14 protein-coding genes are annotated in these 22,108 nt (G+C 38.1%); 7 read left to right on the top strand and 7 right to left on the bottom strand.

Annotation, left to right across the window (positions count from 1 at the left end; translation table 11 throughout):
- Positions 1-23: 23 nt before the first annotated feature.
- From HDC90_RS14640 to HDC90_RS14615, 6 genes are all read right to left on the bottom strand, one after another.
- Complete coding sequence (locus HDC90_RS14640; RefSeq protein ID WP_184467604.1) at positions 24-1,346, bottom strand: OmpA family protein; 1,323 nt, start codon at positions 1,344-1,346, stop codon at positions 24-26.
- 387 nt (positions 1,347-1,733) lie between these two features.
- Positions 1,734-3,443 (bottom strand): DUF885 family protein, encoded by a 1,710-nt coding sequence (locus tag HDC90_RS14635; RefSeq protein ID WP_221451859.1) that lies wholly within the window; start codon positions 3,441-3,443, stop codon positions 1,734-1,736.
- A 115-nt stretch (positions 3,444-3,558) separates the two neighbouring features.
- A complete protein-coding gene (locus HDC90_RS14630; protein ID WP_184467601.1) occupies positions 3,559-5,895 on the bottom strand; it encodes a GAF domain-containing protein in 2,337 nt (778 codons plus the stop codon).
- 82 nt (positions 5,896-5,977) lie between these two features.
- Positions 5,978-7,699, bottom strand: a complete 1,722-nt coding sequence (ggt, locus tag HDC90_RS14625) for a gamma-glutamyltransferase (RefSeq protein ID WP_184467599.1) — start codon at positions 7,697-7,699, stop codon at positions 5,978-5,980.
- A 95-nt stretch (positions 7,700-7,794) separates the two neighbouring features.
- A complete protein-coding gene (locus tag HDC90_RS14620; RefSeq protein WP_184467597.1) occupies positions 7,795-9,216 on the bottom strand; it encodes a TlpA disulfide reductase family protein in 1,422 nt (473 codons plus the stop codon).
- A gap of 57 nt (positions 9,217-9,273) precedes the next feature.
- On the bottom strand, positions 9,274-11,043 hold the full coding sequence (locus HDC90_RS14615) for a long-chain fatty acid--CoA ligase (protein WP_184467595.1): 1,770 nt from the start codon (positions 11,041-11,043) through the stop codon (positions 9,274-9,276).
- Positions 11,044-11,298: 255 nt separating this feature from the next.
- Here HDC90_RS14615 and HDC90_RS14610 point away from each other — a divergent pair, with 255 nt between their 5' ends.
- Positions 11,299-11,763 (top strand): hypothetical protein, encoded by a 465-nt coding sequence (locus HDC90_RS14610; protein WP_184467593.1) that lies wholly within the window; start codon positions 11,299-11,301, stop codon positions 11,761-11,763.
- Positions 11,764-11,914: 151 nt separating this feature from the next.
- Here the strand turns inward: HDC90_RS14610 and HDC90_RS14605 are convergent, their stop codons facing one another.
- A complete protein-coding gene (locus tag HDC90_RS14605) occupies positions 11,915-13,690 on the bottom strand; it encodes a M61 family metallopeptidase (RefSeq protein ID WP_255497678.1) in 1,776 nt (591 codons plus the stop codon).
- Between the two features lie 426 nt (positions 13,691-14,116).
- Here HDC90_RS14605 and HDC90_RS14600 point away from each other — a divergent pair, with 426 nt between their 5' ends.
- The 6 genes from HDC90_RS14600 (at position 14,117) to HDC90_RS14575 (ending at position 21,845) form a co-directional block, all read left to right on the top strand.
- On the top strand, positions 14,117-15,214 hold the full coding sequence (locus HDC90_RS14600; RefSeq protein WP_184467589.1) for an efflux RND transporter periplasmic adaptor subunit: 1,098 nt from the start codon (positions 14,117-14,119) through the stop codon (positions 15,212-15,214).
- A gap of 2 nt (positions 15,215-15,216) precedes the next feature.
- Positions 15,217-18,327, top strand: a complete 3,111-nt coding sequence (locus tag HDC90_RS14595; protein ID WP_184467587.1) for an efflux RND transporter permease subunit — start codon at positions 15,217-15,219, stop codon at positions 18,325-18,327.
- Between the two features lies 1 nt (position 18,328).
- Positions 18,329-19,639, top strand: coding sequence for a TolC family protein (locus HDC90_RS14590; RefSeq protein WP_184467585.1), 1,311 nt, complete (start codon positions 18,329-18,331; stop codon positions 19,637-19,639).
- Between the two features lie 16 nt (positions 19,640-19,655).
- On the top strand, positions 19,656-20,540 hold the full coding sequence (locus HDC90_RS14585) for an N-acetylglucosamine kinase (RefSeq protein WP_255497677.1): 885 nt from the start codon (positions 19,656-19,658) through the stop codon (positions 20,538-20,540).
- Between the two features lie 95 nt (positions 20,541-20,635).
- Positions 20,636-21,028 carry a PleD family two-component system response regulator gene (locus HDC90_RS14580; RefSeq protein WP_184467583.1) on the top strand — a complete coding sequence of 131 codons (393 nt, stop codon included), beginning with the start codon at positions 20,636-20,638 and terminating at the stop codon, positions 21,026-21,028.
- 79 nt (positions 21,029-21,107) lie between these two features.
- Entirely contained in the window at positions 21,108-21,845 is a 738-nt protein-coding gene (locus HDC90_RS14575) for a DUF4241 domain-containing protein (RefSeq protein ID WP_184467581.1), read from the top strand.
- The last annotated feature ends 263 nt before the right edge of the window (positions 21,846-22,108 follow it).

Below are 22,108 nucleotides of genomic sequence, written 5' to 3'. Positions count from 1 at the left end.
TTTGGTAATATATTTAAAATAGACTAGTAAAGTGTAAACTCTACACGACGGTTTTGTTGACGACCGGCCGCTGTTTTGTTAGTAGCAATTGGTTGGCCCATGCCATAACCTGTTGCCTCAATACGTGATGCATTTGCACCTTGAGAAACTAAATAAGCTTTTACAGATTCTGCCCTATCTTTTGATAAACGCAAGTTTAATTCTTTTGAACCTGTATTATCTGTATGACCAGCTAGTTTTAAGCTAAAGTTTTTCTGAATCAACAATGCTGCAACTCTATTTAAAGAAGCATAAGATTTAGAACGGATGGTTGCTTTACCTAAATCGAACTCTAAGTTTTTAATCGCTTCGTTAACAACTTTACGATCTTCTTCTGTTACGATTACTTTTTCTACAACTTTTTCTGGAGTTTTTAACGGACAACCAGAACCATCAACAACAGTACCTGCTGGTGTATCTGGGCATTTATCTAATTTATCTGCAACACCATCACCATCTGAATCTTTTAAGATATCATTTAGTTCTGAACGTAGTTTTGCATTATCGGCTTTTTGGGCATTTAATTCAGATTTTAAACCTTCTGCAGTTTGTTTTGCTTTTAAAGCTTCATCGTAAGTTAAAGCTACAGGATTATGGAAAGCCAATTGTTTTCCGCTACCTAAGGCAAACTCTAAACCAGCATAAGCGTAGTTGTATTTATCGTTTCCGTTTCTGTAATAACCATCTAAATTATCACCATCAACAAAGTTGATAGTCCAACCTAAATCGAAATTAACCGCATCAGAAATTTTAAATTTTGCACCTAAACCTACAGGAATAATTAATTCGTGGATGTTATCGCCACCACCAAATTTTGAAGTTCCTGCTGCTGTAGTAATAGTCGGTTTATAGGCTGCAATACCTGCTCCGGCAGAAGCATAAAGCTGTAAAGTGTTCTCTTTTTTAAACATATCGATGTTGAACATGTTTACAACAGCATTTAAACTTCCTGAATAAGACAAATCTGTATCGAAGGCTTTTACTGGAGAATTGTTTACCACTCCGCTTTCATAAGGCTCGGTATTATCTCCTTTTAATTTACCACGAACTCCATCTAAACGAAGAGAGAAATAAGGCGTAAATTGTTTTTTAATGTAAAGGCCATAACCTAAACTTGATTTGTTATTACTGAAATCATTTTTTCCACCTAACGGAGACAGTGGAGTAAGTACACCGGCGTTTACACCGATAGACCATGTTCTTAATGTTGTTGATGAAGTTGCCGGGCTTTCCTGAGCTGAAGCAACCGACCCGATGAGTAAACCAGCGAGTGCAACCGGGAGTGTTTTAAATAGTTGTAATTTCATAAATTTTCTATTAACGTTGAATAAGCGTTTTCCAACTAATACAATAGCCATACCAAAAATACAGGCTTGTAAAAATACTTATCAACTTTTCAACACTAATACCTGACGTAAACACCTGAAAAACTAAAAAATACGTTATAGCATAGTAAGCGCATCTCTTTTTATCCGTTTAAGCTCATTCTTCCAAAATCAGAATTTTTAGGCTTGGGCTTCAATATACTTTTTCATGTTAATATTTGTGAATGAAAAAATTGTCAGTATTGCTCTTTAAAATAGATCAATGCCAAGTTATCAGATTAGATAAGCCCTTCTTGCAAATCATGGGAAAAGCCCTCCTTTTTGATCATCCATTTGCTAAGGTTACAAGCACATTTGCCCAATATTATACTACTTAATATCTCCGGCGAATTTCCAGCGGGTGCTGAAATTTTCTGACAATATTTGGTTGGTTAACAAGGCTCTTACCATTTCTACAGGCATGTTATTTTCGTGCAATATGCGATTGTGAAACTGAATATTCGTCATCTTGCCGCTTTCTACCAGCTCTTTGTGCAATGCCCTAAACTGCAATCCACCCAACATGTACCCAATTTGATACAATGGGCCATAACCTCCGGTAAACGACCTACGAACCTCTGCTTCTGCGTTAGCACGCTCAAACCCCACCCGATCTACCAAAAAGTCTATACACTGCTTGGGTGTCCAGTTCCCTAAATGGTAGTTCAATGAAAAAATAATACGCGCACAACGGTGCATGCGCCAAAAAAGCATTCCAATTTTATCTTCCGGAGATTTCGCGAAATTCTGGTCCCACAATAACATCTCCCAGTACAACGACCATCCCTCTGTCCAGAAAGGTGTACCAAATACTTTGCGGTAAGGTTTGTAGCGGCTTTGCATAAAATATTGAAGGTTATGTCCTGGAATAAGCTCGTGAAAAACTACAGCTCTGGAAAAATGCCTGTTATTGCCTCGTAAAGTCATCATTTTGGCCTCCGCTGTCATGTCTTCTGTTGGATAGGCAATTAATACCGATTCACCACCCAGAAAAAATGGTGCAAATAATTGTTCCTGCGGACTTAACATCCGCATACGCCAGCCTTCTTTGGCAAGGGGCGGAATAGCGATGAGTTTATTTTTCTCTACAAAATCTATGGCCTCATTGGCTAATTCATAAACCAGTTCGGGCTGTTTTCCCAATTCAGGGTAATCGGTTTTAACCTTTTCTAATGCTTTTTTCCAATCGTTGCCAAAGCCCATTTGTTGTGAGGCTTTAAGCATTTCGGCATCACACCAGGCAAATTCCCGCATGGCAATAGCTTCAATCTGCTCAGGCGTATAGGCAATCATTTCATCATTTAAATTGCTCAGCAAGGCAGTTCTTCCTATCGGATTACCAATAATGCCACTTCCATCGTCTTTCGCAGTTGATGGTTTAGCTATTTTGCCCAGTATAGCAGCATAATCCTTTATTGCACCTACTACATCGGGGTAAACTGCTTTTGTGGCTTTGGTAAATTGCGGATCATAACCATCATAAAACTTATAGGCCTCGGTAAATACAGCCAGGTATTGATTAACAGTTTGTTGTGCCCAGGAAGCCTGTACTGGTGTAACAGCTAAATCTTTGTTTTCTACTGCCTTTGCGGTTTTCTGAATATTCTCTTTAAGCTGTTCGAATTGTTGTTGAGTGATTTTACCATCTTGTTGCTGGCCAATTCTGCGCTTTGCCTCAAAATCTAATAATGTTTTGGCAAAAGGCAGCGTAAAAATGTTGTTTTTAAATTCGGCGTATTGCTGTTGTAAACTTGCAGAATCTGACCGGATATCACGTTTAAGCAAAATATAATCTACCCTTTCATTTACAGTTAGCTTGTTAAAAGTCAATGCCTTTAATTGTTTTTGCCAATCTGTATAAAAGCGTTCCATCCGTTTAAAATATTCCTCAGATCGCTTGAGTGTATATTTGCGGTTAAGCATAGTCTCGTCCGATTGGTACTGATTAATCATGGGACTTACGAGGCTGGCTTCATTAGTTTGAGCGTGTAATTGTACTGTAACTGTTAGCAACAAAAACAGCGAAAATAGTTTATACATAGCAATTGGGGCATTTGAATTAGTTGACGCAATATAGCTAACCGTTAAGTATTTGCCGTAGGATACCTGTGTAACTTATTGAAGATATTAGATTAAAGGTAGCTTAATTAAATATTTATAAAATAGTTAAGCGCAATGCCTTTAATCCACTTAACCCCTGTAAATCTTCCAAATCAAGATCCTCGGTTTCTGGCTTCAATACCCCTGTTTCCTGCAGATATTTTACAAATGGAAGGTAATCGTCAATATCTCTTTTATTGAAATAAATCAAGGCCAGTTTATCAGGTTGGGTAAGGCGCTCCTGTGAATTGCGAACAAGTATCTTATCAATTCTTTTTTTAATCATCTGATACCTGATATTGTAAGCGCCTTCCACATCAAACTTTCGTTCATCGATCCTAAAACTAATATCGATTGGATGATTATGAATAAAGATGAGTTGTGTGGTGGCCAGCTTAACGGGCATATCGGGCTGGAGCAGCTGTACCATTTTGGCAATCTCGGCCATTGACGACAGCTGCCATAATCTTAGGTTTTTGAGATGAAAGTGATTAAAAATCCGATCGGGTGCAATAGACTGCCCAATATAAATATCGTATTCAACACCATCTGTTCTGAACTTCTCAAAATAACAGGGATAAGAATCTTGTAGTTTTTCGCGCTCAGCTTCAAAATAATTGTTAATGGCCGTATTAATTAGCTGCATGGATGTTTCCAAAGCCTGCCGGTGCTTATATACCTCACCATGAGGTGCTGAAATGCGATCGAGATAGTTATAGATTATCTTTTGAGTATCAGGATGCGATTGGGAAATGAGCCTTAGGTAATCACTGGTTTCTTCTTTAAGGAAAATATTAAGGCTGTTTTCATCAGTTGTATTTAGCTCGTCGCCCTGTAAAATATTGCTCCATTTATTGCAGTTATAAATAATTTCCACCAGCAATGCATCGCTATAAGTTTTACCCAGCTCTTCTAGCGTTTCACGAAACAGGCTTAGGTGAAAGCTTAGATCGGCCTTACTGGCTACATTGCGTTCTGCAGTAGAATTTCTAATATCTATTGCGCCATAAAAAGGGTAAACATCCGCAAAACTGATATCCTCATTACGCTGTGGCAAATTCCTTTTCTTATTATAAAGATGATGCCAGGCTGCTTCATTAAACTTCCACTGTACAGCTGGTTGGATAGAGGTATATTTTTCTTTAATGATGTTTTCGATCTCGAGATTAAACTCATCTATATAGACCTGTAACAGTTGGGCAATAGGTGCTAAAACAGGTTCCAATAAGGTAATTTTCTTTTCATCGAAAGTTTCTCCAACCCAGGTATGCATGCCCAATACACCAACTAAAACCTGGTTATGGAATACCGGTATAAGCGCCATCGATTTTACGTTTAACTCCCTAAACCTGTCCAACCAGGGAAACATTTCTTTGCTTTCTGCCCAAATATCGGGCGAGTAAAAAGAATTAGGATTTGCGGCGTAACCTTCGGCAATCTGCTGAAAGGCTTCGGGACTTAAGGTTTCTTCGCCCCACACGGAAAACAGTATGCCACTGCCTCCTTTTACGTAGCCATAAACCATTTTATTATTTACCCTTACAAAAGGGAAAAGGTCGAATTGAATATTGGCATTTTGCACCAGCACTTTAAGCGCTTGTATCACTTCTCCATAAGCAGTACCCTCGTCGCCAGGCACACGGCTCAACCTTACACTTTTAATATTTTCTACTGCCTGTTTAGCAGTAACATCGGTAATGGTAAGCACAGAAATACCACTCAGCTCAAAAAGCGATAATGGCAATACCTGTTGAAGTTTATTCAATCCAGATTCTTCACTCAAATATTGCTGTAACTCGCGATAGCTAAGATCTGGTAAGGGCTGCTTCACCTTAACTTCGATGAAACTGGCGTTTACACCAATATGGAAATAACCCGGTAAACCGGTATCTGCATTGATACCTGAATGGTATTTTTCTTTTAAAGGTGAGTGGAACGCGTATAATTCAGTAAGAATGAAGGAATAGATAAAATAAAGGCGTTCATATTCATGTTGTTCCAATGTTTTTGAACCAACAAAACTGCTCTGGTCTTTTTCTTCACGTTCTAGTAACTCATACATCAGCTCCGTTCCATAAAAAGTAATGGGCTGCATTGGTGCACAGAGCCCCCAAGCCTGATGATCTTCTGTTAAAAGCGCTGGCGAAAGGCAGGCATACATATGCTCCAGCAGCAACTCGTGCTGGTCAATATCATCTATAGCGATAGCCTGATCACCAATTCCCTGTTTCTTAAATTCTTTTAAGGCATTCTTATAAAGGATTGATTTTACTGTCTGTTCTTCTTTAATTTTTCGTTGCAGGTATTTGATAAAAGGGCCAAAAGAGATTGCTGAATTTACCTTTGGTAAATCTGGATAATTTTGGGCAAGATTAAATATGCGCTTCTCCATCTCTTTAAACTTTGAATTAGAAAAACTAATTGAATGGCAAAAGATTGACTACTGCTAAGATAAAAAATAGATTGAGAAATTGCTACCAGCCGATGGCCTTATCATCCCCCCTTGGGTCGGCGCCCCCTTGATAATTGCCCCATTTAGTTTTTAAGATGGCATCTACCCTACCTATTGGGCCTCTAGGTACTATTTTATAGCCTTTTGCTTTTAATTTTTCTATTGATAAGCTATCAATGGCATCTTTTTCTATATATACTTCATCTGGCAACCATTGGTGATGAAACTTTTTAGCCGCTACCGCCGACTGCATAGACATGTCAAAATCGATTACATTAATGATGGTTTGAAATACAGATGTTATGATGGTTGAGCCGCCCGGTGTACCTACCACCATAAATAATTTTCCATCTTTCTCTACAATACTTGGTGTCATAGAGCTTAACATTCGTTTATTGGGTGCAATGGCATTGGCTTCGCCACCAACTAAACCGTACATATTAGGTGCACCAGGTTTAACGGAGAAGTCGTCCATTTCGTTATTCAACAGAAATCCAGCTCCCTTTACTGCAACTAATGATCCGTAAGAACCATTTAAAGTAGTGGTAATTGAAACAGCATTTCCATCGCGGTCTACAATAGAGAAATGCGTGGTTTCTTCGTGCTCTGCTACTTTTATTTCGCCAGCCAAAACAGTACTACTTGGTGTTGCTGCAGCCCAGCTAAAGTTTGCCATTCGGTTTTTATTATAGTCGGCATTCAAAAGCTGTTGTTGTGGAACAGCATAAAAATCAGGGTCGCCTAAATGTGTTGCCCGATCGGCATATACTCTTCTCTCGGCTTCTACAAGTACCTGAACTGTTGAATCTGCATTATGCCCCCATTTTTTTAAAGGATAAGGCTCTACAGACTGGAGCAATTGGATCAGAGCAATACCTCCACTTGAAGTAGGTGGCATGGTAATAATTTTGTAGCCCCTGTAGTTACCTGTTATGGGTTTACGCCAGGTTGCGTGATAATTTTTTAAGTCTGCTCTTGTAATAAGCCCTTTGCCCCGCTGCATTTCTGCTACAAGCGAATCGGCCACAGCGCCTTCGTAAAAACCTGCCCTGCCTTTCTCCTGGATCAGTTTTAACGTATTGGCCAACTCTTTTTGAACTAAAAGGTCATTTTCCTGCCAGGTACTTTCTAAATTTACGAAAGCCGTTCCATTTGGATTAAAATCCATAAACTTTCTGTGCAGGCCATTCAGCTCGCCAGCTTGCCGTTTGGTAATTTTAAAACCATTTTGCGCTAAATTTATTGCTGGTTGCAATACCTGTGCCCAAGAAAGCTTTCCGTATTTTTTATGAGCCTCTACCATACCATCTACTGACCCAGGCACGCCTGCAGCTAAATGGCCATAAAGGCTTTTATCAACAATTGGATTGCCAGCAGCATCCAGATACATATCTCTGCTGGCCGCCGCTGCTGCTTTTTCTCTAAAATCTAAGGCACTTATTTCGCCATTTGTACCACGATATACCATAAAGCCGCCCCCACCAATGTTCCCCGCATTAGGATAAACCACAGCAAGCGCAAACTGAACCGCAACAGCAGCATCAACAGCATTCCCACCCTTTTTTAAAATATCTATTCCTACTTGCGACGCTTCTGGATGGGCAGAAACCACCATTCCATTTTTATATTCGCCACTGTTGTTTTTTCCCAATTGTCCGGTTACGCAACCTGCCAATAACAGTACAACATTTAAGTATATTAACGATTTTTTAAGGTTATTGAGGGACTTTATAGTTTTCTGCATCTTTATATATTTTTTCGATTACCTCATTATTTTTTTCGGTAATCAATTTCTTTTTAAGGTTAATTTAAAGATAGAAAAACACTTCTTTCTGGCAGCTATAAAAATTTACTAATTTGTGCATATAATTTTTCTTTATCACTTGGCCTTAAAGCATCTGCAACAACTAATTTTCCATCTTTTATAATTAAATAGCGCGGTATAGCATAGCCCTTTCCTTCCCACAATCTGTCAATTAAGTCTTTCTGCAAAGCATTATTTGTTCGGATATGACTACCTGAAAGTTTATAATATTTTATCATTTCTTTCCATCTTTGGTCTGCCACATCTTTATCCATAGAAATAAATAACATTTCAACACCCTTAGCTTGCAGAAATTTTTCCAGTCCTGCACTATATTCAAATTCGGCCTTACATGGCCCGCACCAGGTTGCCCAAATATCTACAAATACCGTTTTGCCCTTAAACCTGTTCATTAAACTGTCTAAGCTATTAATTTCATAATAGTTGGCCACAAATTTCTCATTGGCTTTATAATCCTTTTTTATATCCTTTTGGTAAGCCAAAATTTTGTCGGCGAATGGTTGTAAAAAAGGTGAAAAATTGCTTTTCGGGTAGCTCGACTTAAAGCTAGTAAACAAATCAACCAAAATTCTTTGATACTTACTCTGTAACATTTCATCATAAAGAAAAGTTGCCAAAAGATATTCTTTTGTTTTACCACTAAAATTATCTTCGAAGCTTTTATAGCAGTTTTTAAGGTTTTCGTCTTCGCTTTTTTCTAATGGTTTTTTCCCCTTTTTTAAAGGAAGGTAATAATGGAGATAGGTACTGGCATAGTACCTTGCATGGTGATAAAAATCAGGATAAAAGGCATCTTTAACATTATTTATCGGATGTTTCTTATATGCATCTGCCCACATCTTATCCAAGTCGCTATTTATTTTTTGCTTTGTACTTAAAATTATCATCGGGATAGCAGCTTCCAGAATTACCTCTTCAGTTGAAAAGTACCTTTTTATTTCGTTATAGAAGTTTGCCGAAATCTTTTGTTTCGAAAATAGCTCGGTGTAAGGCTTTACTGCTTCATTCTTATCATTTTCGAGTAATTGATATAAACCCGCTGTAGTGCTATCTTTTTTATAATAATCTCTGGCCCTGTATTGATAAAACTCGGTATTCCTCTTGTTAAAAAGCAACATTCCTTCGTTATTTTTGTTGCTGTGTACCAAAATGCCTTTATCGAAAACTAAACGTGTAGTACCTGGTTCTATTAATACTGTATTATTGTTAATTCTTAACCAGGCAATTTTGTTAATCTTTAAAGAATAGTTTACCGTACTGTCAGCATCGAATTTAATTTCCTTTTTTGCAGGATAAAACCATGCGCCATCTACAGGAATTTGGATAACTACTGTATTATTTTTAGCATTTAAACTTTTGATATTAAGTTTTGCTTCTTGCGCAAAAGAATTTATTCCAACTGTAATTAGTAAAATAAATAAAATTATCCTTTTCATAATTTTGACTGGTATTAAAGCCGTTTTGTCTTCAGCTAGCCTTATTTAGAAACCTTTTTACGGCTTATAGCCCTCTGCATCTTTATATATCTTTTCTATTATTTCGTTGTTTTTCTCGGTAATTATCTTTCTTTTCAAGCTTAATTTTGGCGTAAGTTCGCCGCCATCTATGCTCCACTCTTTAGGTAGTAGCGCAAATCTTTTTACCTGCTCCCATTTACCGAAGCCCGCGTTGGCCGCCTCAATTACTTCGTTATATTTGGCTAAAACCTGTTCGTTTTTAATCAACTCCTCTATTGCTGAAAAACTAATGCTTTTCCGGCCAGCCCAGGTTTTTAAGGTTTCGAAATTTGGAACAATCAATGCAGAAGGGAATTTTCTATTTTCGCCCAAAACCATAATCTGCTCAATAAAAATCGATTCTTTATATTTATTCTCCAGCATTTGCGGGGCAACGTATTTACCACCAGCAGTTTTAAACATTTCTTTTTTACGATCGGTAATTCTTAAAAAGCGGCCATCAACCAATTCACCAATATCTCCTGTATGAAACCACCCTTCTTTATCTACCGCTTCATCCGTTAAATCGGGCCTGTTGTAATAACCTTTCATTACCTGGTGCCCCCGGGTTAAAACTTCGCCATCTGGTGCAATTTTGACTTCTACACCTTTAATTACTTCGCCAACGGTACCGAACATGGTTCCGCCGAAATGATTAACCGTAATTACAGGTGAGGTTTCGGTAAGTCCATACCCCTCAAAAACAGGCATACCCGCAGCCCAGAAAATTCTGGCTAAACGTGGATTTAGCGCCGCACCGCCAGATACAATCACTACGATTTCGCCTCCCAAAGCTTCCTGCCATTTTTTGAAAACCAGTTTACGGGCTATCCCCAGTTTGAAGTTATACCAGGCACCCGCATCAATGGTATATTTTTCAGCTAAAGCTACCGACCAGAAGAAAATTCCTTTTTTAATGCCTGTTAATGCTTTCCCTTTCTCCATTATCTTATCGTACACTTTTTCCAGAAGCCTTGGAACGGTAGAAAATACATTGGGTTTTACATGCTGAATATCGGCTACAATGGTTTCCATACTTTCGGCATAATAAATTCCTGTATAATTAAACAGATATAAATAAATGATCATCCGCTCAAAAATGTGCGAAAGCGGCAAAAAGCTTAAGCCTTTTTTAACGCCTTCGGGTATTACCACAGCAGAGTTAACAAAATTTGCAACCAGGTTATGATGTGTTAGCATTACACCTTTTGGCGTACCTGTAGTTCCAGATGTATAAATTAGGGTTAATACATCTTCAGGGGCAACTTTAGCACGATGTTCTTCCAAGTCAATATCTGTACTTGCTTTGCCTAATTCAATTAATGTATTCCAATTTTCGGCTTCTGTAATTTCATTAAAACTGTAAATCTTAATGGCCGGATTAACTGCATCGGCACAAGGCTTAATTTTTTTATACAAATCTTCGTCGGCTACAAAAATAATGGCGATTTCTGCATCTTTTAGAATAAACTGGATATCGTGCTCGGCCAAGGTTGGATATAAGGGAATCTGGTAAGCGCCAATCTGGTTGGCTGCAAAATCGGCAATATTCCATTCAGGCCGGTTATGCGACATTACCGCAACCCTGCCCCCTTTGCCTATGCCTTGCTTAATTAATCCACGACTTAGGTTATCTACAGCGGCACAAAAATCGGCTGTACTATAATTTATCCATTTTCCGTTAATTTTTCCGCTGATGAATTCTTGCTTAGGATTTTCGAGGCTGTATTTCAAAAGATCAAAAACCCGTTTAATTTCTGCCGCCATATGAATTGTATATTATTTGGTTAAGTTAAAAAATCAAACATAAAGATTAACATCTATATGCCTTTTTAATGAAAATAATACCTCGTAGTTAATAAAACGCTGTATTTACTTTCTGTAAAAAATATTTAAATAAACTTAGTGATTACAAAATTACTATGCAAGCATTGTTTTTTTATCCTAGCAGATTTTTACCCAAAAAACAGAAACGGCATTAAAGTTGTTAGGCTGATAATTATTTTACAAAACATTTAAATTATGAAAAAGTTATTTACAATTTTAGGATGCATTGCATTGTTTGCCCTTACTACAACAACCGTTAAAGCTCAAAACTATAAAACCGGACTTGGTTTAGGTATTGACTTTGGTGATGGCGCTACCTTTGTTGGTCCTTCTATCAGACACCACTTTAGCCCAAAAGGTGCTATTCAAGGAGATGTATTATTTGGTGGAAACTCTACCCTTATCCAAGGCTTCCTTCAATACAACTCATCAATTCCAGGTGCCAGAGGTTTAGATTGGTATCTTGGTGGTGGTCCGTCGATTCAATTGTATAAAGGAGGTTCTAACTTTTTCCTGGTTCCGATGGTTGGCTTAGATTATAAATTTAGTGGTGCGCCATTGGCTTTGGCTTTTGATTGGAGACCAAGAATTTATTTAGGTAGCAACGATAGCGATTTTAACGCTGGAAGATTCGGCTTAGGCTTTAGATATACTTTCTAAGCGGAGGGCGTAGAGTGCTGAAAGACTAAAGTCTAAAGCGGAAAGACCAAAGCTAAAATATCAGGCACAAAAAATCCCGTAAGAAATTCATCTTACGGGATTTTTTGTGCCTGAACTATAGACTCAAGACTGAGGACTTAAGACTCCAGACTTAAATCCCCGTCCATTTTTTTAACACTGATTTTTGAACTGGTGTTGCATTTTCGTTCACAGTTGCTTTTAAGCGTACACTTGGATTTTCTTTCAAGCTTAAAGAAATTTCTTTTTCAAGTCCATCGCGAATTACCTTAACGGTTAGCTGATCGCCGATTTTTTTATCGGTAATGATCGGTAAAATATCTAATGAAAACTTAGGTTCTTTTAGTTTCACACTTTTTAAAGCATCACTCAATGTCACCCCATCAATCAGTACAATTACGTCATTAACATTTAAACCACTTATCCAGGCGGCCGAGTTTCTGGTAACTGAAGTTACTTCTAAGCCTTTGGTAGCCAACTGAACTGCTGCACCAGTAACCGGTTTACCCGGAGTTGCATTTTCTGTAGAAACATCAACACCTGCATATGCGAAATATTTTACATAGTCTACATCATCCACGCCGTTAACATACTTTTCCCAAAAGTTAGTAAAGCTAATTCCTGATATTTTTTCAACCATTGCCTTAAATTCTGCATCGGTATAACCGCGTTTTAAGGTTTTGCACTGCAAATACATGGCTTTCATTACGTCATCTAAACTTTTAGCACCTTTGGTGGCATTTATGATTTCGAGATCCATTAAAATACCAATCACTTCTCCTTTATTATAGTAAGAAATGGAATTGTTTTTTGAGTTTTCATTCGGACGGTAGCCGATAATCCATGCATCATAACTAGATGAAGCAGCAGACTGATATTTAGCCCCAGGGGTATTTAACACCGTAGCCACTCCACTGGCCAGGTCTTTCAAAAATTCGTTTACATCAGTAAAACCGGCTCTATGCAAGTATTTATTTTCGTAATACGAAGTAAATCCTTCTGCTACCCAAAGGTTGGTCGTGTAATTTTCGTTATCATAATCAAAAGGGCCTAATGCTACGGGGCGCAAACGCTTAACATTCCAAAGGTGATGATACTCGTGTGCAACCAGACCTAAGAAGCCTTTATAACCTTCGGCAGTATTGTAAGCATTTCTTGTAGCACCTAAAGTTGTAGAGTTTAAGTGCTCTAAACCACCGCCGCCTTTTAAGAAATTATGAACAATGAAGAGGTAATATTTATTAGGATTTTCGCCATAAACCGCAGTTTCTTTTTCTACAATCTTAGCCATATCAACTTTTAGCTTCTCTTTATCGTAATTACCCCCACCGTACATGGCTACTTCATGGCGAACGCCAGCAGCTGTAAATTCGAAAATATCCTGATTACCCACTTCAATAGGGCTATCGTAAAGAATATCAAAATCGGTAGCTTTATAGGTAAACTGCTCACCGGCAACCGCGGTTAAACCGGTAGAAACCTTACTCCAGGTATTAAAAGGAACAATTTTTACAGTACTTGGCGATTTGATCATGCCATCGGGATGCATAAAAATTCCAGTTGGAGATAAAAAAGCATGAGATTCGTCGATAAAAGGTGTACGCACCGAAATTTCAAACGCATAAACACGGTAGCTGATCTGGATATTGGCTGCCTTTGCTGAGAAAATCCTCCAGGTATTTTTCCTTACTTTTTCAACTTTTACGGCTTTACCTGCAGCAGTAGCCTTAAATTCTTCTACACTTTTTTCAAACTCACGGACCAAATAAGAACCCGGCGTCCAAACTGGCATTTTTACATCTACATAATCTTTTACCAAGCCAGAAATATTCATCTGAACTTCAGCATAATGTGCCTGCGGTTCTTTAAAAGAAACCTCAAAGCCTATTTTTACCTGCGCTTTCGCCATAATACACGTTAGTAGTAAAACTAAACTTAAAATTGTTTTTTTGTTAAACATATTGATATTGACTGTGTTTTGCTGCAAATTTAGGTTTATTGATGGTGTTTTGGAACAAAATGGCTAAATGTGGTGTAAAATAGTTGTTTCCGTTTTATTGGTTCATTGCTTGATGGCTAATGGTTTTTACGCCAACTAAACACTAAAAATCAATTTGCTTTAGCATCTTTAATTTAGTTATGAGGATATAAAAGCTAATTATATTGTATCTTCAGGTAGATTCGCTAAAAATTGAAAACTGCCCACTCCAAACTGAAAATCGGTAACATCCTTAATACAACAAATTTAGGAATAAACTATTTGAATATTTTTACGCTCTAATTCTGAACATTAATTTCATTTTAATGTTGGAATACGCACAACACAAATAATAACATGAAGAAAAGGTATATTATCTATGCTGTTTTAGCTATAGGCTTAGCTTATTTAGTCTATTACAGAATTAACGCAAATAAAAAACTCGAAGGAAAAGGTGGCGCATCTGCCGGGGCAGGAAAAGGCAAAGGTGATGGTAAGGGAAGCGCTTCTGCTCCATTGGTAGTTGATGGAATTATAGTAAAACCAGTATCGTTTGATAACGATTTAGAAGTAACCGGCGCTATTGATGCCAACGAATCGGTTGTATTGAAAAGTGAAGTATCGGGATTGGTTACCGGAATTTATTTTCAGGAAGGTACAACAGTATCAAAAGGAAGTGTATTGGTAAAAGTAAACGACAGAGATATACAGGCACAATTACAAGATGCATTAACCAAGCAAAAACTTTCATCAACAAACGAAAATCGTGCAAAACAGCTTTTGGCCAAAGGAGCGATTAGCCAGGAGGAGTATGATACCGCTCTTGCTGATCTAAAATCGTTACAAGCGCAAGCACAATTAATTCGGGCGCAACTTGCCAAAACCACTATACGTGCACCTTTTACCGGTAGAGTGGGCTTACGTAGCATCTCTGCCGGAACTTATTTAACACCAGCAACGATAATAGCCAACCTGGTAAGTACCAATCCGGTTAAAGTTACTTTTTCCGTGCCTGAGAAATATGCTGGACAGATTAAAGTGAATTCAGAAATTATATTTACTACCGATGGCTCTTCCAAAGAAAATAAAGGAAAAGTTTATGCGATAGAACCAGGGATTAATGCCGCTACCAGAACGTTACAGATTAGGGCTTTGGCACCTAATGCTGATAACGCTTTATTACCAGGTTCTTTTGCCAAAATTAAACTGGCTTTAAATACGGTACAAAATGCCATATTAATTCCTAACGAAGCTGTAATACCGGTGTTAAAAGGCAAAATTGTTTATGTACAAAGAGACGGAAAAGCGCAGGAAGTTAAAGTAGAAGCAGGTACCCGCACCGATGAAAATATTGTGATTACTTCAGGATTAAAGGTTGGCGATACGGTGTTAACCACCGGATCGATGGCGCTAAAAAAAGATGCTCCTGTAAAAGTTCATTTGACTAAACAATAATTATGAGTATCTCCACCACGAGTATAAAACGGCCAGTTTTGGCCATTGTGATGAACCTATTAATTGTTCTTTTCGGAATTATAGGTTATACTTTTTTAGGTGTTCGTGAATACCCTTCAATTGATCCAACCGTAGTATCAGTCCGAACCTCTTATCCTGGGGCCAACTCCGATATTATCGAATCGCAAATTACCGAACCTTTAGAAAAATCGATCAACTCCATTGATGGGATCAGGAATATTTCTTCATCAAGCAACCAGGGAACAAGTAACATTACGATAGAGTTTAACCTCGATAAAAATATAGAAGAAGCCGCCAATGATGTGCGTGATAAAGTATCGCAGGCTGCCCGTACCTTACCAAAAGATATTGACGGTTTACCGGTAGTAAGTAAGGCTGATGCCAACTCAGACCCAATTTTGTCAATGACTATCCAGAGTGATAAACGCAATACACTGGAGTTAAGTGATTTTGCTGAAAACGTAATTGCCGACCGTATCCAAACCATTCCGGGGGTAAGTAGTGTACAAATCCAGGGTCAAAGGAAGTATGCCATGCGTATCTGGATGGACCCAAATAAACTAAGTGCTTATGGCTTAACCTCGCAGGATATTGTTACTGCATTAGATAATGAAAACGTAGAGCTCCCATCAGGAAAAATCACCGGGGCTACAACCGAACTAACGGTTAAAACCCTAGGAAAACTGACCAACGAAAGCGAGTTTAATAATTTAATCTTAAAGGCCGACAGCAATCAGGTAGTTAAACTAAAAGATGTAGGTTATGCGGTTTTAGGGCCAGAAAATGAAGAAACCATTCTGCGCGAGTCGGGCAGGCCAATGGTTGCCATCGCTATTATTCCTCAACCTGGAGCCAATTATCTCGATATCAGTAAGGAATTTTATAAACGTTTTGACAAGTTAAAAGCCGATATCCCTCAAGATATTAAACTGAAGGTAGCATTAGATAATACCCTTTTCATCAAGCGTTCAGTAACCGAAGTTGCCGAAACTATTGGCTTATCACTGGTATTGGTAATTTTGATCATATATCTCTTTTTCAGAGATTGGGCCATTGCTTTTAGACCGTTAATCGATATTCCTGTATCGTTAATTTTTACTTTCTTCATCATGTACGCCTTCGGCTTTTCAATCAACGTATTGAGTTTATTGGCTATTGTACTGGCTACAGGATTGGTGGTAGATGATGGTATTGTGGTTACCGAAAATATATTTAAAAAGGTTGAAGAAGGCATGTCGCCTTTCGAGGCAGCCATTAAAGGATCAAATGAAATCTTTTTTGCGGTAATTTCGATTTCCATTACCCTTGCAGCCGTATTTTTACCAGTAATTTTCTTACAAGGCTTTGTGGGCCGATTATTTAGAGAGTTTGGCGTGGTAATAGGTGCCGCAGTACTCGTATCTGCCTTTGTATCACTTACTTTAACGCCAATGCTAAATGCCTACCTGATGAAAAAGGGTGGACATAAACCATCCAGATTTTACAACTGGACAGAACCCTATTTTATAAAATTAAATGATGCATACGAATCAAACCTGAACAAATTTTTGGATAAGAGATGGCTTTCCATTCCAATTATTGTGGTGTGTATGGGGCTTATTTTCCTATTCTGGAAGGTTTTACCAAAAGAAACCGCCCCTTATGACGATAGAAGTGCAATAAACATCAGCGTATCTACACCAGAAGGTGCCTCCTTTGCCTACACCGATCAGTTTATTATGAAACTAAATCAGTTGGTAATTGATTCAGTTCCGGAAAAAAATGTAAACATTACCATTACTTCACCAAGTTTTGGTGGTTCGGGTGCAGTAAACTCTGGTTTTGTAAGAATGGGTTTAACAGATCCTGAAACGCGTAAACGTTCGCAAAAAGACATTGCCGACATGCTCACCCGGGTAACAAAAAAATATACCGAAGGTAAAACCATAGTAAGCCAACAGCCTACCATTTCAGTAGGTCGCCGTGGCGGATTACCCATTAGTTATATCATCCAGGCACAAAATTTCGAAAAACTAAGAGAGAAAATTCCTTTGTTTATGGATGCGGTTTCGAAAGATCCAACATTCACGGTATCAGATGTAAACCTGAAATTTAATAAGCCTGAAATTAACTTAACCATCGACAGGGATAAGGCCAAAAATTTAGGTGTTTCTATATCTGCTATTGCACAAACCTTAAATTTAGGATTAAGTGGTCAAAGGTTTTCATATTTCTTCATGAATGGAAAACAATACCAGGTAATTGGTCAGTTCGATCGTGGAGACCGGAAGGATCCATTAGATTTAAGCTCTGTTTATGTACGTAATGATAAGGGCGACTTGGTTCAGCTAGATAATGTGGTTACTGCTAAAGAAGAAAGTAGTCCGCCACAACTGTACAGGAACAACCGCTTTATTGCGGCAACTGTTTCAGCAGGTTTAGCCCCGGGAAAAAGTATTGGCGAAGGTATAGATGCGATGGATGCCATCTCTAAAAAAGTATTAGACGAGACTTTCTCTACCGATTTAAGTGGAGAATCGCGGGATTTTAAAGAAAGCTCTTCAAATACCTTCTTTGCATTCGGTTTGGCCCTTCTTCTGGTCTATTTAATTCTTTCGGCACAGTTTGAGAGCTTTAAAGATCCGATCATTATTATTTTAACTGTACCTATGGCTGTTGCTGGCGCATTTTTATCGCTCTGGTTATGTGGCCAAAGCTGGAATATCTTCAGTCAGATCGGTACCATTATGCTCATTGGTCTGGTAACTAAAAATGGTATTTTAATTGTTGAGTTTGCCAACCAGCTAAAAGAAAAAGGGATTCCGATTCCTCAAGCTATACGTGAAGCTGCTGTTTCGCGTTTGCGCCCAATTTTAATGACCAGCTTGGCCATTGCGATTGGAGCTTTACCGATTGCCCTTGCTTTAGGTGCCGCTGCAAAAAGCAGAATGAGTATGGGAACCGTAATTGTAGGCGGAACATTGTTCTCTTTGGTTTTAACCCTATTTGTAATCCCAGCCATATACTCTTACTGGGCCAAACCGTACAAACCGAATAAAGAATTAAAAGAAGCCCATCGTTTTGAACAAGAAGCTTTACATACAGAAGAATAAGATGAGCAAGAAATTAAAAATATTTATCCTGTTGGTAAGTTTATCCCTTTCGGGCTTTGCTCAAGAAAAGCTGAGCTTACAGGAGGCGATAACCGTTGCTTTACAGAATAATTACGACATCAAGATCAGCAAAAACCAGATCGATATCGCAAAAAACAATGCCAACATTGGCAATGCGGGTATGTTACCCAACCTAACTGGAAGTTATACCAATGGTGGAAGTATCCAGAATACCAGGCAAACCCCTGCAACTGGTCCTGATCGGGTAATTACAGGCGCAAAAAGTACCAATAACAGTTATGGTGCCGAATTAAACTGGACTATTTTTAATGGTTTTAGCATGTTTGCCAATTATGATCGCTTAAAAGAGTTGCAAAAACAAGGCGAATTAAACGCCCGGTTAACCATTTTAACTACAGTTGCTGATGTAATTACTGCTTATTACGACATTGTAAGGCAACAGCAATTGGTTATTGCAGCCGATAGTGCAATGGACGTTTCGGTATTGCGTACCAATATTGCGAAAACAAAATTACAACTTGGCCGTGGCTCTAAATTGGATGTGTTAACCGCACAGGTTGATTACAATACCGATACATCAAACTATCTACAAACCAAAAATGCCTTACAGGTAGCTAAAGTCCGGTTAAACCAATTGATGGTGAGAGATATCGGCACTTCGTTTTCTGTAGACAATCGCATTGATGTAGATAAAGGTATCCAGTTCAGCAAAATGGCCGAAATGGCCGAGCAACAGAATCCTAATGTGCAGAATGCATTTATTAATCAACGTATTGCTTCCTTAAATTTAAAATCTATCCGTGGGGCAAGGTATCCATCTGTAAGTTTAAACTCTGGCTACAGCAGGGCAAACAGTACCAGCCCTACTGGCTTTAACCAAAAATTTGCAGCAAATGGATTTACTTACGGCGTTACGGCGAGTATAAATTTATTTAATGGTTTTTTACAGCGGCAACAAGAGCGCAATGCAAAAATAGAGATCGATAACTCGGCCCTTAATCTGAACAAAACCAAGCTGGATGTAAATTCACAATTGCTTACTGCTTATCAAAATTACAGCACCTACCTGGATCTGATTAAATTAGAGCAGCGAAATGTAGATATTGCAAAAGAAAACTTAGATATTACCCTAGCAAAATACCGTCTGGGCAGCATAGCCCCTTTAGAACTAAGAGAAGCACAGCGTAATGCTATTGATGCGCAAAACCGTTTCATCGAAATGCAATACCAAGCGAAAATAGCCGAAACTACACTGAAAGAAATCAGTGGAAATATAAATTTATCTAATTAATCTTTATATTTAGTCCATGATACTTGTTGCAGATAGTGGCTCATCGAAAACCGATTGGATGGGCTATCATAATGGCGAAACCATTAAATTTAGCACTCCTGGAATAAACCCTTATTTCTTAAGTGAGCAAGAAATTACAAAGCTGATTTCTAAAAATGAATCCTTATTACAATATGCTGATCAGGTAAAAGAAATCTACTTTTTTGGAGCTGGTTGTTCTTCGCCCGATAAACATGAAGTAGTCTCAAATGGCTTGTCGGCCGTGTTTGGTAATGCTTTTATTTCAGTAGACCACGATCTTCTGGGCTCGGTATATGCTACCTGCGGAAATGCCGAAGGCTTAAACTGTATTTTAGGTACCGGATCGAATATCTGTTATTTTGATGGAAAGAAAATCCATGATGGGCATCATGGCCTGGGCTATGTTCTTGGCGATGAAGGCTCTGGTACTTTCTTTGGGAAAAAAGTACTTTTAAGCTATTTGTACCATAAAATGCCATCAACCTTAGCTGCAGAATTTAAAAAATCTTTCCCTGCAGAAAAAGAACAGATTATTACCAATGTTTATCAAAAACCTTTCCCAAATATCTATTTAGCAGGCTTTAGCCGCTTCATGGCCAGCCATAAAGACCATCCATTTATTCAGGACATTTTAAGAACAGGCTTTCAGGAGTTTGTAGATACGAATGTTAAAGATTATCCTAAACACAAAAGTGTTCCATGCCACTTTGTAGGTTCTATAGCCTATTATTATCAGGAAACATTAATTTCAGTGTTATTAGAAAATGGCATTGAACCCGGAAAAATATTACAGAAACCTATTGAAGAGCTATTTAACTTTATTTTAAACAAAGAAGGGATAGTACCAACTAGCGAATTAAAATCGAAATCTATTTTTTAGCTACTATAAATTTATTGTTAAAATATTCTTAAGATTGTAAACATAACAACATAAACTTTTGTTATATTCTTAATTGCATATAAATGCACGCACATATGAAGAGAATACTGGTAGTAGATGACGATATTGAGGTTTTAGAAACCATACAATTAATACTGGAAATCGGAGGGTTTAAAGTTTCGGCACTGAGTGATGGTGAGGAGATTTTTAACAGAATTGAAAAATTTAGCCCTGATTTAATCTTACTAGACATTTCTCTGGGGCACATTGATGGGCGTGTATTATGCGAACAGTTAAAATCGATCGAAAGCACTTCTAAAATCCCGATTTTGCTTATTTCTGGTCTATATGATCCAAAAGATTTTACAACCTTAAACTATGGCCAGGACGATTTCTTATCAAAACCATTTCAAATGGATATATTGCTTAAAAAGATCACTAAAATTCTTTCGCTTGAAGAAGATAAACCAAGTTTTCTTTTAAATTAATTAGCCAAGAAGACCTTTAAATTTTCTTGGCTTTTTTTATTTTCATAAAAAAGCCTCCCTACCGAATAGATTAATTATAATGATACCAAGCAATGAATGGTTAAAAACCTGGAACGAGAAACGTGTTTTATTAGCCTGTCCCAATAACTTGAATGATTATTTTGAGGAAACAACAGTAGCTGGTAAAAAGATAGATCACCTAGAATTGGGAAGTGTTTCTATTCCAACAGGAGAAATTTTGGTTAGAGATCCGCTTGTATATGTCCAAAAAGATGCTGAGCCCTATTTAATTAAAGTTCCTAAAGGCGAATTTCCGGTAACTGCGGCTGTAGTTGTTCCTGACGATGAAGATTGTGCCAGGTATGCTGCCGTTAAAGTACAATTTACAGCTTATGATGCCATACGCTTTGAAGAGGCATTAATTGGTACTGAAGATCTTGTTAATTTTAGCAAAGGAGAATTTTTTGGTTTTAATGTGGATGCAGGACTAGCTTGTGTACTAGATAAAGAAACCTTAAACCATTTTTGTGCATTTCAAGAGGCATTTATTAAAGAGCATCCGGGCAAAAACCTGTATGATGATTATTTCGCGGCACTTTTCGCAAGTAATTATGCTGAAAATCCCGATTATCAACGTGAAGGTGGCGACTGGATTAACTGGAAAATACCAGGAACCGATTACCATATTCCATTTTTTCAAAGTGGTTTTGGCGATGGGACCTACCCGGTTTATTATGGCTTTGATATTGAGGGCAGTATCTGCTCGCTGATTATTCAGTTTATTGATATTGAACTGGCTTACGGAGCGGGAGAATAGTTAATGATTATCAGGTGGTCTGTGAGGACACAGACAACGGAATCAAAAAAAGGTCTTCGACTCCGCTCAGACTGACAACGACTGCGCTTAATTTAACAACATACAGAACATGGAATAAGCGCTATGAGTGGAAACAAACCTATCCTACTGGCACAGCACTACCTGACTTAAACCTCCTATGAATAAAACCCTTTTTCAAGCAGCTTAGGAAGCTTTTTCTTTTTTTATGGGCAAAAGATGTTCCCTGTCCTGAGAATTGGCGG

The sequence above is a fragment of the Pedobacter sp. AK013 genome (assembly GCF_014205835.1).
Lineage (GTDB): Bacteria > Bacteroidota > Bacteroidia > Sphingobacteriales > Sphingobacteriaceae > Pedobacter.
Note: the sequence above shows the minus strand (reverse complement) of the source record. Positions and strands in the feature narration are given on the sequence as shown.

Coding starts and splice junctions, on each gene's coding strand:
- HDC90_RS14635 (WP_221451859.1), bottom strand. CDS start 3,443: ATGTATAAACTATTTTCGCTGTTTTTGTTGCTAACAGTTACAGTACAA.
- HDC90_RS14620 (WP_184467597.1), bottom strand. CDS start 9,216: ATGAAAAGGATAATTTTATTTATTTTACTAATTACAGTTGGAATAAAT.
- HDC90_RS14595 (WP_184467587.1), top strand. CDS start 15,217: ATGAGTATCTCCACCACGAGTATAAAACGGCCAGTTTTGGCCATTGTG.
- HDC90_RS14585 (WP_255497677.1), top strand. CDS start 19,656: ATGATACTTGTTGCAGATAGTGGCTCATCGAAAACCGATTGGATGGGC.
- HDC90_RS14580 (WP_184467583.1), top strand. CDS start 20,636: ATGAAGAGAATACTGGTAGTAGATGACGATATTGAGGTTTTAGAAACC.
- ggt (WP_184467599.1), bottom strand. CDS start 7,699: ATGCAGAAAACTATAAAGTCCCTCAATAACCTTAAAAAATCGTTAATA.
- HDC90_RS14605 (WP_255497678.1), bottom strand. CDS start 13,690: ATGGCGAAAGCGCAGGTAAAAATAGGCTTTGAGGTTTCTTTTAAAGAA.
- HDC90_RS14590 (WP_184467585.1), top strand. CDS start 18,329: ATGAGCAAGAAATTAAAAATATTTATCCTGTTGGTAAGTTTATCCCTT.
- HDC90_RS14600 (WP_184467589.1), top strand. CDS start 14,117: ATGAAGAAAAGGTATATTATCTATGCTGTTTTAGCTATAGGCTTAGCT.
- HDC90_RS14610 (WP_184467593.1), top strand. CDS start 11,299: ATGAAAAAGTTATTTACAATTTTAGGATGCATTGCATTGTTTGCCCTT.
- HDC90_RS14575 (WP_184467581.1), top strand. CDS start 21,108: ATGATACCAAGCAATGAATGGTTAAAAACCTGGAACGAGAAACGTGTT.
- HDC90_RS14615 (WP_184467595.1), bottom strand. CDS start 11,043: ATGGCGGCAGAAATTAAACGGGTTTTTGATCTTTTGAAATACAGCCTC.
- HDC90_RS14630 (WP_184467601.1), bottom strand. CDS start 5,895: ATGGAGAAGCGCATATTTAATCTTGCCCAAAATTATCCAGATTTACCA.
- HDC90_RS14640 (WP_184467604.1), bottom strand. CDS start 1,346: ATGAAATTACAACTATTTAAAACACTCCCGGTTGCACTCGCTGGTTTA.